This window comes from Streptomyces sp. NPDC014889, from assembly GCF_043081205.1.
GTDB lineage: Bacteria > Actinomycetota > Actinomycetes > Streptomycetales > Streptomycetaceae > Streptomyces.
The window spans coordinates 407,483-422,853 of sequence record NZ_JBIBWH010000005.1 but is presented as its reverse complement, the minus strand read 5'-3'; the positions used below and the strand labels follow the sequence as shown (position 1 = coordinate 422,853).

Genomic DNA, 15,371 nt, shown 5'->3' with positions numbered 1-15,371 from the left:
CGGGCCGAGGTGATCGGACCCGGGGCCCGCAGGCTCGGGGTCCGCGGCCCGAGGCGGCCGGACCCGACAGCGCCGGACCCGAGGACGGCGGGCCCGGTCAGCCGGCTGCTGTGGCTGCTGCTGTGGTTGCCGCGATCATCGCCGCGTTCACCTCGCGTACCACCCGGCGCAGTGCCGGGGCCGCGGCTCCGCTGCGGTCGGTGAGTTCGTCGATGCGTGCCTTGTGGCGCCTGCGGTCCTTGGCGGGCACCAGGGTGCCCAGTTCGGCGGCCGCCGCGAGGGCGACGACGGCCGCGTCGCGTTCGGGGACCTCCGCGGCAGGCAGCGGCTCCTCCAGCACCTGGCGCGCCTCCTCCCGCAGCGCGTCCACGACGGCGACGCGCGCCAAGGCGTAGTCCACGGAGGGAAGGAAACCGAGGACCCGGCGCCGCTCGGCGCGCAGGAACCCCTCGGCGGCCAACTGCTCCCGCACGGCGTCGAGGGTGGTGCGGGCGTGCAATGTCACCCAGTTCTTCCAGCGGCGGGGCCGGGACTCCCGGACGAGTTCGAGCAGTCCGTCGAGCACGGGGTCCCCGGTGCTCGCGTCCAGTCCGGCGGGTACGGCGATGCCGCCGTCGTCGACGAGCAGCCCGCGCTGGGCCAGCTCGGTCAGGGCGCCGGCCCGGACCAGATGGTGCAGCCGTCCGGTGCCGGTGATCTTCAGCCGCCCGGTGTCCCAGGCCAGCAGGTAGAGCCGGGCGGGCAGCGAGAGCGAACCGTCGGGCACGGGTGCCTCCTTCCGAGGGGGCTCGGGCCACCCATTATTGCGTTGACAGGTGTCCCGGCCCCTCCTACCGTTTGCAGCGGTTCTGTTGCCGTCGATTGGAGAGGGACGTTGCTCGTCTGAGGTCCTGAGGCACCGCGTCACACCGGTCAGGTGTGTGCGTGGCGCGCGGCCTCGGCGTCCGAGCCGTCCCGAAGGAAATCCGGCCCAGGGCTGTTCTCCTGCCCCGTGGCTCCCCTCCTACACGGTGACCTCGCCCCGCGGTGTCTCACACGAGTCCGACACTGACCGCACCCAGTTACCGCGAGGCGCCCATGTCCGCATCCATCACCTGCACCTCCCTCTCCTTCGCCTGGCCCGACGGCAGCCCCGTCCTCACCGGCCTCGACCTGGCCGTCGGTCCCGGCAGGACCGGCCTGGTCGGCGTCAACGGCTCAGGGAAATCAACCCTGTTGAAGCTGATCGCCGGCGAGCTCGGACCGACCGGTGGTTCCGTCCGCGTCGCCGGCGAGATCGGACACCTCCCGCAGAACGTCACGCTCGACACCGCGCTGCGGGTCGACGAGGCGCTCGGCATCGCCGCGCAGCGGGCCGCGCTGCACGCCATCGAGGCCGGTGACGTCGCCGAGGAGCACTTCGAGACGGTCGGCGACGACTGGGACGTGGAGGAACGCGCCCTGGCCACCCTCGGCGAGCTCGGGCTCGGCCGCATCGACCTGGACCGCACCGTCGGGGAGGTCTCCGGCGGCGAGTCGGTGCTGCTGCGGCTGGCCGCGCTGCTGCTGCGCCGGCCGGACGTGCTGCTGCTCGACGAACCGACCAACAATCTCGACCTGTACGCGCGCCGCCGGCTGTACGCGGCCGTCGAGTCCTGGCCGGGCGTGATGGTCGTGGTCAGCCACGACCGGGAACTCCTGGAGCTCGTCGACCAGATCGCCGACCTCAGCTCCGGCAAGGTCACCTGGTACGGCGGCAACTTCTCGGCGTACGAGGAGACCCTCGCCCTGGAGCAGGAGGCCGCCGAGCGCATGGTGCGTGTCGCCGAGGCCGATCTGCGCCGGCAGCGGCGCGAACTGACCGACGCCCAGGTCAAGCTGGCCCGGCGCAAGCGGTACGGCCAGAAGATGTGGGACCAGAAGCGCGAGCCGAAGATCGTCATGGGGGCCCGCAAGCGCTCGGCGCAGGAGTCCGCGGGCAAGCACCGCATCCTGCACGAGGAGCGGCTCGCCGAGGCCAGGGAACGGCTCGACGAGGCGGCGGAGGCGGTGCGGGACGACGACGAGATCCGCGTCGACCTGCCGTACACGGCCGTACCGCCGGGCAGGACCGTACTCACCCTGCGGGATCTGGAACTGGCGTACGGCGCACGCGTGGAGGCAGGCCTCGACCTGCACGGCCCGGAGCGGGTCGCGCTGATCGGGCGCAACGGGGCGGGCAAGACCACCTTGCTGCGCACCATCGCCGGGGAGCTGCCGCCGGCGTCGGGCGAGGTGACCGCGCATGTGCCGGCGCGGTTCCTGCCGCAGCGGCTGGACCTCCTCGACGACGAGCTGAGCGTCGCCGAGAACGTGGCCCGCCTGGCGCCGGGCGCCACCAACAACCGGATCCGGGCCCAGCTGGCCCGCTTCCTGTTCCGGGGCGCCCGCGCCGACCAGGCGGCGGCGACGCTGTCCGGCGGCGAACGCTTCCGGGCGGCGCTGGCCGCGCTGCTGCTGGCCGAGCCCGCGCCGCAGTTGCTCCTGCTCGACGAGCCCACCAACAACCTGGACATGGCGAGCGTGCGCCGGCTGACGACCGCCCTGGAGTCCTACGAGGGCGCCCTGATCGTGGCCAGCCACGACCTGCCGTTCCTTGAATCGATCGGCATCACCCGCTGGCTGCTGCTGGAGGAGGGAGAACTGGAGGAAACCACGTGGGAGTCCGTCGCGGATCCCGACTAGCGCCGCGTGGGCTTTTGTCCGGGCGGGGGCTTGGCGCATGATGGCGGCCCGGTACGGTCTCGGCCGCGCCGGGGACCGCCCACGCGTCGCTACGAAAGGCCCCTCGTGCCCAGCAAGAAGGCCCTCGTCCGCCGTCCCGGCCCGCGTCTCGCCGAAGGGCTGGTCACCCATGTCGAACGGCAGACGGTCGACGTCGGACTCGCGGTGCGCCAGTGGGAGGCGTACGTCGAGGCGCTGCGCGGCCACGGCTGGGAGACGGTCGAGGTCGAAGCGGCCGACGACTGCCCCGACGCGGTGTTCGTGGAGGACGTCGTCGTCACGTACCGGAACGTCGCCCTGATCACCCGTCCGGGCGCCGAGTCCCGGCGCGGCGAGACCGCCGGGGTGGAGCAGGCCGTGGCGCGTCTGGGCTGCTCGGTGAACTGGGTCTGGGAGCCGGGCACGCTGGACGGCGGGGACGTGCTGAAGGCCGGCGACACCGTCTACGTCGGCCGCGGCGGGCGCACCAACGCGGCCGGTGTGCAGCAGTTGCGGGCGGTGTTCGAGCCGCTCGGGGCGCGGGTGGTGACCGTACCGGTGAGCAAGGTGCTGCATCTGAAGTCGGCGGTGACGGCGCTGCCCGACGGGACGGTCATCGGGCACATCCCGAAGGTGGACACGCCGTCGCTGTTCCCGCGTTTCCTGCCGGTCCCGGAGGAGTCCGGCGCGCATGTGGTGCTGCTCGGCGGCGACCGGTTGCTGATGGCGGCGAGCGCGCCGAAGACGGCCGAACTCCTGGGCGACCTCGGCTTCGAGCCGGTCCTGGTGGACATAGGCGAGTTCGAGAAGCTCGAAGGCTGTGTGACGTGCCTCTCGGTACGGCTGCGGGAGTTGTACGCCTGACGAGGCGGGCGGTGCCTGTCCCAGCCCCGGGACCTGCGGTCCTGAGGCGGTTCTGGGCGCCCGTCAACTCCGGCGCGCACCCGTCTGATCAGCCACCTTTACGGCGAACTTAACCTACGGATTCGTAACCTACGGATTCGTAGCCTACGATCCCGTAGGTTCCCGTGCACCGCTCGCCGGGCCCTTCCGGTCCCGCCCTGCCCGCCCCCGCTTCCCCGCGCGTCCCCCTGGAGTTTCCGTGACCCTTACCTCTCCTCACCTCGGCAGCCCGACCGCATGGACCGACGCGCGGCTGCTGTACGCGCTGGAGGAAGTGGTCGAGCAGGAGCTGAACCGGCATCTGAAGGTCGCCAAGGACTGGATGCCGCACGAGTACGTGCCCTGGAGCGACGCCCGGAACTTCCCCGGGCTCTTCGAGGACGGCGAGGCCTGGGACAAGGAGCAGTCCAAGGTCACGGAGGTCGGCCGGATCGCCCTGGTGGTCAACCTGCTGACCGAGGACAACCTGCCCAGCTACCACCACGAGATCGCCACCCTGTTCGGCCGGGACGGCGCCTGGGGCACGTGGGTGCACCGCTGGACGGCGGAGGAGGGCCGGCACGGCATCGTGATGCGCGACTACCTGCTCGCCTCTCGCGCCGTGGACCCGGACAAGCTGGAGCAGTTCCGGATGGCCCACATGAGCGAGGGCTTCGAGTCCGACAACCGGCACTCGATGCTGCACTCGATCGCGTACGTCGCCTTCCAGGAGCTCGCCACCCGCATCTCGCACCGCAACACCGGGCACCAGTCCGGCGATCCGGTCTGCGACCGCATGCTGGCGCGCATCGCGACGGACGAGAACCTGCACATGGTCTTCTACCGCAACCTGCTCAAGTCGGCGTTCGAGATCGCGCCCGACCCGACCATGCAGGCGGTGCGGGACGTGGTGGTCGACTTCCGCATGCCCGGCCACGGCATCCCCGGCTTCGAGCGGGCGGCGGCGCAGATGGCCATCGGCGGCGTCTACAACCTGCGCATCCACCACGACGACGTGCTCCAGCCGGTGCTGCGCTTCCTGAAGGTCCTGGAGATCGACGGGCTCGGCCCCGAGGGCCTGCAGGCACAGGAGGAGCTGGGTCTGTTCATGGGCGGCCTGGACGCGGAGGCGGCGAAGTTCGACGAGCGGCTCGCGGCGCGGATGGCGCGGATGGCGGCGCGCGCCGGCGCCTGATCAGCCGCCGGCGCAGGGGGCGGACCGCCCGGTCCGCCCGAGGGCCTGCCGTTCCTTCTCGGACAGTCCGCCCCAGACGCCGAAGCGCTCGTCGTTGGCGAGGGCGTACTCCAGGCAGGCCGAGCGCATCTCGCACATCCCGCAGATGCGCTTCGCGTCACGCACCGAGCTGCCCGGCTCGGGAAAGAAGAAGTCGGCCCCGGTCTGCGCGCACAGTGCCCGTTCCTGCCAGGCGATGTCGTCCGGGGTGGTCGTTTCGAAGTGCATGTACGGCATCGTGCCGACCGCCGCGAAACATCCGCTCAACACCGGATCAACGCGGCCGGCCACGCCCGCGCACAGCGCCGATGATGACCGCACACCCGCTCGGACACACGGCGGCGCGCGGGAACACCCCCAAGGGTCGTCACGCCGGCCACCGTCCCCGTGGAGCGGCCCCGGCCCAGGTCGCGGTGGCGCGTGGGTCGTGTTGCGGCGGCGGTTGTCAGTGGGGGGTGACAGACTCGGCAGTGCAGGGATCAGGGCACCTTCGAAGGAGGGCAAGGATGCTCACCACCCGTTTCGTCAACGGCGCTCCGAACTGGATCGATGTCGGCGCCCCCGACATCGCCGGCGCCCGCTCCTTCTACGGCGCTCTCTTCGGCTGGGAGTTCCGTTCGGCCGGCCCGCAGGCCGGTGGGTACGGCTTCTTCCAGCTCGGCGGGAGGACGGTGGCCGGCGGGATGCAGACCTCGCCGGAGCACGGGCCGCCCTCCTGGACCGTGTACTTCCAGAGCCCCGACGCGGCGGCGACCGCCAAGGCCGCCGAGGAGGCGCACGGCACCGTGCTGGTCCAGCCCATGGACGTGATGGGCGAGGGCCACATGGCGGTCCTCGCCGACAAGGCGGGCGTGCCGTTCGGCATCTGGCAGCCGGGGCGCATCAAGGGCGTGGACGTGGCCGGCGAGGCGGGCTCGCTGTGCTGGGTCGAGCTGTACACGGCGGACATCGCCGCGGCGGCCGCGTTCTACAACAAGGTGCTGGGCCTGGAGACGTCAGGGGTCCCCTTCCCCGGCGGCACCTACACGTGCCTGAACCCCGCCGAGGGCGGCGAGGACGCCATGTTCGGCGGTGTCGTGGCCCTCTCCGACGACCCGACCGAGGCGAAGACGGGCGCGTACTGGCTGCCGTACTTCGAGGTCCCGGACACGGACGCGGCGGTGGCCAAGGCCGAGGAGCTCGGCGGCACGGTCCGGGTAGCCGCCACCGACGTCACCGGAGTCGGCCGTATCGCCAGGCTCGCCGACCCCTACGGCGCCCGTTTCGCGGTGATCAGGAGCGCCCCGTCGCAGACGTGAGGCCGCCCCGGCGCCCTGGAAAAGGTCTCACGCGGAGGCACGCCGTACGAGTGTGGTCGGCAGGATGACACTGCGCGGCGCGCCGCCCACCCCGGCCGCGGCGCCGTGTCCGTCGAGGCCGCGCAGCAGGAGCCGGGCCATCAGCCGGCCCATCCCCTCTATGTCCTGACGCACGGTCGTCAGCGGCGGCTCGGTCTGCTCGGCCACGGGCAGCATGTCGTCGAAGCCGACCACGGCGACGTCGTCGGGCACCCGCAGCCCCCGCTCGCGCAGCACGCGCAGGGCGCCGGAGGCGGTGAGGTCGTTGGCGGCGAACACCGCGTCCAGGTCCGGGCAGCGGTCGAGGAGTTCGCGCATGGCGCGCTCGCCGCCGGCCGGGGTGAAGTCGCTCTCCACGATCAGCCGCGGGTCGGCGTCGACCATCACGTCCCGGAAGCCGTCGAGCCGGTCCGCCGCCGAGGTCTGGTCGAGGGCGCCGGTGATGTGCCCGATCCTGGTCCGGCCGAGGCCGACCAGGTGCCGTACGGCCTCCCTCGCCCCGCCCCGGTTGTCGCAGTCCACATAGACGACCGCGGAGTCCGCGGCGCCGGGGGCGGTGTCGTCGCCCCAGCCGGGCCGACCGCCGAACACGGTCGGCACCCCGGCGCGCCGGATCAGCCCCGGCAGCGGGTCGTCGAGGTGCAGCGAGAACACGAGCGCGCCGTCGACATGACCGCCGGCGAGGTAGCGCCCGACCCTGGCGTGGTCGTCGCGCCCCTCCGTCAGCAGCAGCACGAGTTGCGAGTCGTGGGCGGTCAGCTCCTTGCTGATGCCCCTCAGTTGCAGGGCGAAGAAGGGGTCGGCGAAGACCCGGGTCTCCGGTTCGGCGATGACGACGGCGACCGCGTCGTGCCGCTTGGTCACCAGGCTGCGGGCGGCCTGGTTCGGCACGTACCCGAGTTCCTCCACGGCCCGCCGCACCCGCTCGGCCAGCGACGCCCTCACCCCGTCCCCGCCGTTCACCACCCGGGACACGGTGGCCCGCGACACCCCCGCCCGCGCGGCCACGGCCTCCAACGTGGGTCGCGACGCTGTCTCGGTCACTTCTGGGCTCCTCACCGGCGGTTGTGGATCAGGATAACCGCGCACGGGCCCCACCGTGAGAGCGCTCTCGCGGCGCAGCACGCCTCCCACCGGGGGTGTCGGCGGACTCAGTCGGCGGCCGGGCCCTGCTTCCTCGCCCGGCTCGGCTGGACCCGCTTCGGCTCGCCCGGCATCTTCGGGTACTCGGGCGGGTAGGGCAGGTCGCCGAGGCCGTGGTCGCGTTCGTCCTGGGCGGCCAGTTCCAGCAGTGCCTCGAGGGAGAAGGCGTGGTCGTCCATGTCGGCGTGCACGTCGCCGACTTCGGCGAACCGGGCCGGCATGGTGGCCAGGTCGAAGTCCTCGGGCCGGGCGACGCCGACCTCCTCCCAGCGCAGGGGCGCCGAGACGGGGGCGTGGGGGCGTGGGCGCACGGAGTAGGCGGAGGCGATGGTGCGGTCGCGGGCCGTCTGGTTGTAGTCGAGGAAGATGCGGGCGCCGCGCTCCTCCTTCCACCACTTGATCGTCACGTGCCCGGGCATCCGGCGTTCCATCTCCCGGCCCACGGCGATCGCGGCGCGCCGCACCTGGGTGAAGGTCCAGCGCGGCTGGATCGGCACGAACACGTGCAGACCGCGGCCGCCCGAGGTCTTCGGCCAGCCGCGCAGGCCCCCGAACTCCTCCAGCACGGACCGCAGTTCATGCGCGGCGCGCACGGCGTCGGTGAAGTCGGTGCCGGGCTGGGGGTCGAGGTCGATGCGCAGTTCGTCGGGATGGTCGACGTCGTCGCGGCGTACCGGCCAGGGGTGGAAGGTGAGCGTGCCGTACTGGGCTGCCCACACCACGGCGCCCTCCTCGGTGGGGCACATCTCGTCGGCGCTGCGGCCGCTGGGGAAGGTGATGTGGGCGGTGGGAATCCACGACGGCATCCCCTTGGGCGCCCGCTTCTGGAAGAACCACTCGCCGGTGATGCCGTCCGGGTAGCGCTCCAGGGTGGTGGGGCGGTCGCGCAGGGCGCGCAGGATGCCGGGGGCGACGGACTGGTAGTACCGGGCGACGTCCAGCTTGGTGAATCCGCGCTCGGGAAAGAACACCTTGTCCGGGCTGGACAGCCGTACGGTCCGGCCGCCCACCTCCAGTTCCACCGCATCGCCCATGCGAGCCACGGTAGGGGCAGCGCGCACACCTCGCACACCGGGCGGGCACACGCGCGGGCGCGCAGAATCTAGGCATGGACCTGCCGGTGATGCCGCCCGTGAAGCCGATGCTCGCCAAGTCGGTGGCGAGGATCCCGCCGGACATGCAGTACGAGGCGAAGTGGGACGGGTTCCGGGCGATCGTGTTCCGCGACGGTGCCGAGGTCGAACTCGGCAGCCGTACGGGGAAGCCGCTGACCAGGTATTTTCCCGAGCTGGTCGAGGCGCTCAAGGAGCGGTTGCCCGAGCGGTGCGTGCTGGACGGGGAGATCGTGATCGCGCGGGAGGGCCGGCTGGACTTCGACGCGCTGACCGAGCGGATCCACCCGGCCGACTCCCGGGTGCGGATGCTGGCCGAGCGGACCCCGTCCTCCTTCGTGGCCTTCGACCTGCTCGCCCTGGACGGCGAGTCCCTGCTGGACGTGCCGCTGTCCGACCGGCGCGCGCTGCTGGTCCGGGCACTGGCGGAGGTCACCGCCCCGGTGCACGTGGCACCGGCGACGACCGACATCGAGATGGCCCGACGCTGGTTCGAGCAGTACGAGGGAGCCGGCCTGGACGGCGTCGTCGCCAAGCCGCTCGGGCTGCGCTATCTCCAGGACCAGCGGGCCATGTTCAAGGTCAAGCACGAGCGTACGGCGGACGTGGTGGTCGCCGGGTACCGTCACCACAAGAGCGGCCCGGTCGTCGGCTCACTGCTGCTCGGCCTGTACGACGACCGGGGCACGCTCCAGCACGTCGGCGTGTGCGCCGCGTTCCCGATGAAGCGGCGCGCCGAGCTGATCGAGGAGCTGGAGCCGCTGCGGTTGGACGACGTGGCCGGGCACCCGTGGGCGGCCTGGTCGGACGAGGCGGCCCACGAGGCGGCCCGGCTGCCCGGCGCGCCCAGCCGCTGGTCGGGGAAGAAGGACCTGTCCTGGGTGCCGTTGCGGCCGGAGCGGGTGGCCGAGGTGGCCTACGACCACATGGAGAACGGGGCGCGGTTCCGGCACACGGCCCGCTTCCGCCGCTGGCGCCCGGACCGCGCGCCGGAAAGCTGCACCTACGCCCAGTTGGAGGAGCCGGTCCGCTACGACCTGGCGGAGGTCTTCGGCTCCCGCCCCTGAGCCGGTCGTGCGCGGACGGGGGCGCCGGTCCGGACGCGGGCCGCACGCGCTCAGGGCCGCATGACGACCTTGACGGCCCCTTCCTGCTTGCGCTGGAACATCTCGTACGCGTGCGGGGCGTCCGACAGCGGCAGGCGGTGCGTGGCGAAGTCGTCGACGCCGAGCGGGTCCTCATCCGTGAGGTACGGCATGATCTCGTCCGTCCAGCGGCGGACGTTGGCCTGGCCCATGCGCATCTGGATCTGCTTGTCGAACATCGTGAGCATCGGCATGGGGTCGGCCGTGCCGCCGTAGACACCGCTCAGGGAGAGCGTGCCGCCGCGGCGCACCAGTTCGATGGCGGTGTGCAGGGCGGCGAGCCGGTCCACGCTGAAGCGTTCCGCGAGGGGTCCGCTCAGCGCGTGCGGCAGCGCCGCCGCGGCCTGCTGGACGAGACGGGCGGCCGCGCTGCCGTGCGCCTCCGTGCCGACCGCGTCGATCACCGCGTCGGGCCCGCGCCCCTGTGTCTCGTCGCGGATCGCCGCGACCAGTTCCTTCTCGTTGTCGAAGCCGCGCAGGTCGTACGTCTCCACGCCCCGCCGGCGCGCCCGGGCCAGCCGTTCGGGGACCAGGTCCACGCCGAACACCCGCTCGGCACCGCGCGCCTTGGCGATCCGGCACGCCATGTCGCCGATGGGGCCGAGACCGAGTACGGCCACGCTTCCGCCGCGCGGCACATCGGCGTAGGCGACCGCCTGCCAGGCAGTCGGCAGCACGTCCGAGAGGTAGAGGAACCGGTCGTCGGGCGGGCCCTCGGGAAGCTTGATCGGGCCGAACTGCGCCTGCGGGACCCGCAGATACTCGGCCTGGGCGCCCGGCACGGCGCCGTACAGGCGGGTGTAGCCGAACAGGGCGGCGCCCATGCCCTCGCTGGTGACCTGGGTGGTCTCGCACTGGGTCGTCAGGCCCGAGGAGCACATGAAGCAGTGGCCGCAGGAGATCTGGAACGGTACGGCCACCCGGTCGCCGGGCTTGAGGTTCGTCACCTCGGCGCCGACCTCCTCCACGATGCCCATGGGTTCGTGGCCGAGGATGTCGCCCGGTGTCATGAACGGCGTGAGCACCTCGTAGAGGTGCAGGTCGGAGCCGCACAGGCCGGTCGAGGTGATCCGGATGACGGCGTCCGTCGGCTCCTGGATCTTCGGATCGGGGACCTCGTCCACCCGAACGTCGCGCTTGCCCTGCCACGTCACAGCCTTCATCGCGGCGCGCTCCCTCCGTCGTTTCTGCGTCTCCCGTGCCGCGCCCGGGTACCCGGGGCCCGAGCCGCCGAACCGCCGGTCGCCCCATTGGGCCGACCGGCCCCATGGGTCGTGCTCGATGGGCCGGTCGACCCGGTGGGTCACGCTCGATCGGAAACGAGCGGGTATGGCCACCGATGAACGGATAAAAAGACAGTCAGGGACAAGGCACGGAAACGGGGGCTGAACGGTGGGCATGGGAGGAAGCGCGCGCATGCGGTGCGCCGCCTCGGCGGTGGCGCTGGCGGCCGCCTTGGCGACGGCCACGGTGACGACGGGCTGCACGGCGCGGCACGGCGCCGCCGAGGAGCAGCAGGACGGAAAGGGGCACAGTCCCGCACCTCAAGCGCCCGTGCGGGAACTGCCCAAGACCCCGGTACCGAGTCCGGAGCACGCCGGCCCGGTCCTCGCCGTCAAGATCGACAACGTGGGAGCGGCCCGCCCCCAGACCGGTCTGAACGACGCCGACATCGTGTACGCGGAGCAGGTCGAGGCGGGGCTGAGCCGTCTGATCGCGGTCTACGCCACCCGCCTTCCCCCGGTCGTCGGGCCGGTGCGCAGCGCGCGCGAGTCCGACCTCGAACTGCTGCGCCAGTTCGACCACCCCACGCTCGCCTTCTCCGGCGCCCAGCGCAAACTGCTCCCGCTGATCAACGCCGCGCCACTGACCCCCAGGACGCCCGACGCCAAGCCCGACGCGTACTTCCGGGGCGCCGCCAAGCCGTCGCCGCACAACCTGTACCTGCACCCGGGCAAGCTCCTCGGCTCGGCCCCGGGAGCGGGCGCGCTGACCACCGGCTTCCACTACGGCCCGGCGCCCGCGGGGGGCCGCGCCGAGACCTCGCGCACGGTCCGCTACCCGGCGGCCCGGTTCACCTTCACCTGGTCGGCGGGGCGGCACGGCTGGCAGGTGGCGATGGACGGCCGGCAGACCGTCACGACCGACGGCCGGAAGGTGGCGCCCGCGACGGTGGTGGTGCAGCACGTGAAGGTACGCAAGTCGGACCTGCACGACAAGCTCGGCCACTACACCCCGTACACCGAGACCGTCGGTTCGGGGAAGGCGGAGGTGCTGCGCGACGGGCGGGTGTACGACGCCACCTGGAAGCGCCCGAGCGCGGCGGACGGCACGCGGTTCACGGCCGCCGACGGCACGGACGTGAACTTCGCCAGGGGCCAGGTCTGGGTGGTCTTCACCGCGGAACGGTGACCACCGGAGGGCGGCCCATGACGGTGACGGAGGCGATCAGGGCTGCGCCGCGAGGGGCTCCGCCGGATGGCGCAGTCCCTCGGCCGCGTCCGCGACCCGCCGGATGAGGTCGAAGAAGAGGGCCTGCTCCTCGGCGCTGAGCGGCCCCAGGAAGACCTGGTTCATCCGGGCCGTGCGCACGGTCAGCTTCCGGTGGGTGCGCTCCCCCTCGCCGGTCAGCCGCAGCAGGAAGCGCCGGCCGTCCTGCGGGTCGCGCACCTTGTCGAGCAGTCCGCGACGGCCGAGGCGGCTGACCACCTCGGCGATCGTGGACCGGTCGAGGCCCACCCGCTCCCCCACCGTGCGCTGGTCGAGCCCCGGCTCGGCGACGAGCACGTTCAGGACCGCGAACTGCGGCGAGGTGATCTCCTCGGAGACCATCGTGTTCCACAGCAGGTAGTGCGCCTGCTGCAACCGCCGGGCCAGATGCCCGGGGTGGGTCGAGAGGTCCACCGCGCCCATGTGCGCTCCTCGCGTCGATCCGTCGTGTCGGCTGTGGCTTTTGTCGGTGCTTTTTGTCGGTGCTTTTTGTAGGTGCACTGAACGATACCGCTGACGGGCCAACCCCTCCACGCGGAATGCCCCGACACCTCGACCACCCTGCTCACACTGGGCAAGTGGGTATTGACTGGGCACGCCCCGAGTGGCAGCGTGAGGGAACCCACCAAATAGTCAGTGCCCTGACCATCTGCGGTTGCTGGACGCTCGGCAGAGATGAGGCTTGGTTCGATGGACAAGGTGGTCGCCACGGCCGTGGAGGCGGTGGCCGATGTGCCGGAGGGCGCGTCGCTGGCGGTCGGTGGTTTCGGGTTGAGCGGGGTGCCGAACGTGCTCATCCAGGCGCTGTACGAGCGTGGGGTGGGCGGGTTGTCGGTGGTGTCCAACAACTGCGGTGCGATGGAGTCGGGTCTGGCGGTGCTGCTGGCGGCGGGCCGGATCGGGCGGGTGACGGGTTCCTACATCGGGGCGAACAAGGAGTTCGCGCGGCAGTATCTGGCCGGTGAGCTGGAGGTGGAGCTGATTCCGCAGGGCACGCTGGCGGAGCGGCTGCGAGCGGGCGGGGCGGGGATTCCCGCCTTCTACACCCCGGCCGGGGTCGGCACCCAGGTGGCGGAGGGCGGCTTGCCCTGGCGCTACGACGGGCAGGGCGGGGTGGCGCTGGCCTCCCCGCGCAAGGAGGTGCGGGAGTTCGACGGCACCGAGTACGTGCTGGAGCGCGGCATCCGGACCGACTTCGCGCTGGTGCGGGCGGCGAAGGGCGACCGGCACGGCAACCTGGTCTTCAGCAAGTCCACCCGGAACTTCAACCCGCTCGCCGCGATGGCCGGCAAGGTCACCATCGCCGAGGTGGAGGAACTGGTGGAGCCGGGTGGGATCGACCCGGACGCGGTGCACCTGCCGGGCATCTTCGTCCAGCGCGTGGTCGCGCTGACGGCGGAGCAGGCGGCGGACAAGAGGATCGAGCGGCGGACGGTGAGTGGCTGATGGCCTGGAGTCGTGAGGAGATGGCCGCCCGGGCCGCGCGGGAGTTGCGGGACGGGCAGTACGTGAATCTGGGGATCGGGCTGCCCACCCTGATCCCGAACCATCTCCCGGCGGGGGTGGAGCTGGTGCTGGAGTCGGAGAACGGCATCCTGGGCACCGGCCCGTACCCCGCCGAGGACGCAGTCGACCCGGATCTGATCAACGCGGGCAAGGAGACGGTGACGGTCCTGCCGGGTGCGTCGTTCTTCGATTCGGCGTTGTCGTTCTCGATGATCCGCGGTGGGCACATCGACGTGGCCGTGCTGGGCGCGATGCAGGTGTCCGCGGGCGGTGACCTGGCGAACTGGGCGGTCCCGGGCAAGATGATCACCGGGATCGGCGGGGCGATGGACCTGGTCCACGGCGCCCGCACGGTCATCGTGGTGATGACCCACACCGCCAAGGACGGCTCCCCGAAGATCCTCGAAGAGTGCGCGCTGCCGCTGACCGGGCGGGCGTGCGTGGACCGGATCATCACCGACCTCGGCGTCCTGGACATCACCGGTGACGGACTGGTCCTGGTGGAGACCGCGCCGGGTGTCGGCGTCGAAGAGATCACCGCCCGCACCGGTGCCGCCCTGACCGTCGCGGAGGACCTGCTGTGAAGACCGTCTACCTCGTCGACGCCGTCCGCACCCCGATCGGCCGCTACAACGGCGCCCTCGCGAGTGTCCGCCCGGACGACCTCGCCGCCCACACGATCCGCGCGCTCCTGGCCCGCACCCCGGGCCTGGATCCGGTCCGGATCGAGGACGTCCACCTCGGCAACGCCAACGGCGCGGGCGAGGAGAACCGCAGCGTGGCCCGGATGGCCGGCCTGCTGGCCGGGCTGCCGACCAGTGTGCCGGGTGTGACGGTGAACCGGCTGTGCGCCTCCGGCCTGGAGGCGGTGATCCAGGCCGCCCGAGCCATCGCGGTCGGCGACGCCTCCATCGCGGTGGCCGGCGGGGTGGAGTCGATGACCCGCGCCCCCTACGTGCTGCCCAAGTCCGACCGGTCCTTCCCCGCCGGGCACGCCGAGCTGTACTCGACCACCCTGGGCTGGCGCATGGTAAACCCGCGGATGGACCCGCGGTGGACCGTCCCGCTGGGCGAGAGCGAGGAGCTGATCGCCGACAAGCACACGATCAGCCGCGAGCGGCAGGACGAGTACGCGCTCGCCTCCCACCAGAAGGCAGCGGCCGCGCAGGAACAGGGCCTGTTCGACGCCGAACTGGCGCCCGTGCCGGTCCCGCAGCGCAGGGGTGACCCGGTGATGTTCGCCGCCGACGAATCCGTACGCCCGGACACGTCCCTGGCGGCGATGGCGAGGCTCAAGCCGTCGTTCCGCACCGAGAACGGCACGGTGACCGCGGGCAACGCCTCCCCGCTCAACGACGGCGCCGCCGCCCTGCTGCTAACCGACGAGGAGGGGCTGAGGGCCACCGGCCGGGAACCCCTGGCCCGGATCTGCGCCACCGGTGTGTCCGCCACCGACCCGCACTACTTCGGCCTCGCCCCCGTCGAGGCCGTCAACCGGGCACTGGCCAAGGCCAACCGGACCTTCGCCGACCTGACCGTGCTGGAGCTCAACGAGGCCTTCGCCGCCCAGGTGCTGGGCTGTGTCGCGGAGTGGCCCGAGTTCGACCCGGCCGTCCTCAACCCGCAGGGCGGCGCGATCGCCCTGGGGCACCCGCTCGGCGCCTCCGGCGCCCGGCTCGCCGGCACCGTCGCCCATCGACTCGCCCGCCAGGGCGGGGGAATCGGCGTCGCCACCCTCTGCATCGGCGTTGGCCAGGGCCTCGCCCTCGTCCTCGAACGCTAAGGAAGCGGTAGGAAACCC

At 72.2% G+C, this 15,371-nt stretch carries 15 protein-coding genes; 9 read left to right on the top strand and 6 right to left on the bottom strand.

The features are described from left to right. Window positions 1–97: 97 nt before the first annotated feature. On the bottom strand, window positions 98–766 hold the full coding sequence (locus ACF09J_RS12480) for a GPP34 family phosphoprotein (RefSeq protein WP_392305358.1): 669 nt from the start codon (window positions 764–766) through the stop codon (window positions 98–100). A 311-nt stretch (window positions 767–1,077) separates the two neighbouring features. Between ACF09J_RS12480 and ACF09J_RS12475 the strand changes: the two genes are divergently transcribed. From ACF09J_RS12475 to ACF09J_RS12465, 3 genes are all read left to right on the top strand, one after another. Further along, window positions 1,078–2,703: an ABC-F family ATP-binding cassette domain-containing protein gene (locus ACF09J_RS12475; RefSeq protein WP_392305357.1), complete on the top strand. Its 1,626-nt coding sequence runs from the start codon at window positions 1,078–1,080 to the stop codon at window positions 2,701–2,703. Between the two features lie 105 nt (window positions 2,704–2,808). Beyond that, window positions 2,809–3,585, top strand: coding sequence for a dimethylargininase (ddaH, locus tag ACF09J_RS12470; protein WP_392305356.1), 777 nt, complete (start codon window positions 2,809–2,811; stop codon window positions 3,583–3,585). Window positions 3,586–3,823: 238 nt separating this feature from the next. Further along, window positions 3,824–4,798 (top strand): acyl-ACP desaturase, encoded by a 975-nt coding sequence (locus ACF09J_RS12465; RefSeq protein ID WP_392305355.1) that lies wholly within the window; start codon window positions 3,824–3,826, stop codon window positions 4,796–4,798. On the opposite strand, the gene ACF09J_RS12460 is transcribed toward ACF09J_RS12465, so the two are convergent. Further along, window positions 4,799–5,065 carry a WhiB family transcriptional regulator gene (locus ACF09J_RS12460; RefSeq protein ID WP_392305354.1) on the bottom strand — a complete coding sequence of 89 codons (267 nt, stop codon included), beginning with the start codon at window positions 5,063–5,065 and terminating at the stop codon, window positions 4,799–4,801. Window positions 5,066–5,343: 278 nt separating this feature from the next. Here ACF09J_RS12460 and ACF09J_RS12455 point away from each other — a divergent pair, with 278 nt between their 5' ends. Further along, a complete protein-coding gene (locus ACF09J_RS12455) occupies window positions 5,344–6,135 on the top strand; it encodes a VOC family protein (protein WP_392305353.1) in 792 nt (263 codons plus the stop codon). Window positions 6,136–6,162: 27 nt separating this feature from the next. Here the strand turns inward: ACF09J_RS12455 and ACF09J_RS12450 are convergent, their stop codons facing one another. Both ACF09J_RS12450 and ligD read right to left on the bottom strand, forming a co-directional pair. Next, window positions 6,163–7,218: a LacI family DNA-binding transcriptional regulator gene (locus tag ACF09J_RS12450; RefSeq protein WP_392305352.1), complete on the bottom strand. Its 1,056-nt coding sequence runs from the start codon at window positions 7,216–7,218 to the stop codon at window positions 6,163–6,165. A gap of 107 nt (window positions 7,219–7,325) precedes the next feature. Next, complete coding sequence (ligD, locus tag ACF09J_RS12445) at window positions 7,326–8,351, bottom strand: non-homologous end-joining DNA ligase (RefSeq protein WP_392305351.1); 1,026 nt, start codon at window positions 8,349–8,351, stop codon at window positions 7,326–7,328. Between the two features lie 74 nt (window positions 8,352–8,425). On the opposite strand from ligD, the gene ACF09J_RS12440 reads away from it, so the two are divergent. Then, window positions 8,426–9,496 carry an ATP-dependent DNA ligase gene (locus ACF09J_RS12440; RefSeq protein WP_392305350.1) on the top strand — a complete coding sequence of 357 codons (1,071 nt, stop codon included), beginning with the start codon at window positions 8,426–8,428 and terminating at the stop codon, window positions 9,494–9,496. Window positions 9,497–9,546: 50 nt separating this feature from the next. Here the strand turns inward: ACF09J_RS12440 and ACF09J_RS12435 are convergent, their stop codons facing one another. After that, window positions 9,547–10,737 (bottom strand): zinc-dependent alcohol dehydrogenase, encoded by a 1,191-nt coding sequence (locus ACF09J_RS12435; protein WP_392305349.1) that lies wholly within the window; start codon window positions 10,735–10,737, stop codon window positions 9,547–9,549. 253 nt (window positions 10,738–10,990) lie between these two features. Between ACF09J_RS12435 and ACF09J_RS12430 the strand changes: the two genes are divergently transcribed. Further along, entirely contained in the window at window positions 10,991–11,986 is a 996-nt protein-coding gene (locus tag ACF09J_RS12430; protein WP_392305348.1) for a DUF3048 domain-containing protein, read from the top strand. Window positions 11,987–12,022: 36 nt separating this feature from the next. Here the strand turns inward: ACF09J_RS12430 and ACF09J_RS12425 are convergent, their stop codons facing one another. Beyond that, window positions 12,023–12,487: a MarR family winged helix-turn-helix transcriptional regulator gene (locus ACF09J_RS12425; RefSeq protein ID WP_392305347.1), complete on the bottom strand. Its 465-nt coding sequence runs from the start codon at window positions 12,485–12,487 to the stop codon at window positions 12,023–12,025. A gap of 267 nt (window positions 12,488–12,754) precedes the next feature. Between ACF09J_RS12425 and ACF09J_RS12420 the strand changes: the two genes are divergently transcribed. Genes ACF09J_RS12420 through ACF09J_RS12410 form a run of 3 tightly spaced genes read left to right on the top strand, consistent with a single transcriptional unit; the run spans window position 12,755 to window position 15,353 of the window. Further along, entirely contained in the window at window positions 12,755–13,510 is a 756-nt protein-coding gene (locus tag ACF09J_RS12420; RefSeq protein WP_392305346.1) for a CoA transferase subunit A, read from the top strand. Then, window positions 13,510–14,154, top strand: coding sequence for a CoA transferase subunit B (locus tag ACF09J_RS12415; RefSeq protein WP_392305345.1), 645 nt, complete (start codon window positions 13,510–13,512; stop codon window positions 14,152–14,154). Before ACF09J_RS12420 ends, ACF09J_RS12415 begins: the two co-directional genes overlap by 1 nt. Next, on the top strand, window positions 14,151–15,353 hold the full coding sequence (locus ACF09J_RS12410) for a thiolase family protein (RefSeq protein WP_392305344.1): 1,203 nt from the start codon (window positions 14,151–14,153) through the stop codon (window positions 15,351–15,353). Before ACF09J_RS12415 ends, ACF09J_RS12410 begins: the two co-directional genes overlap by 4 nt. Window positions 15,354–15,371 lie beyond the last annotated feature (18 nt).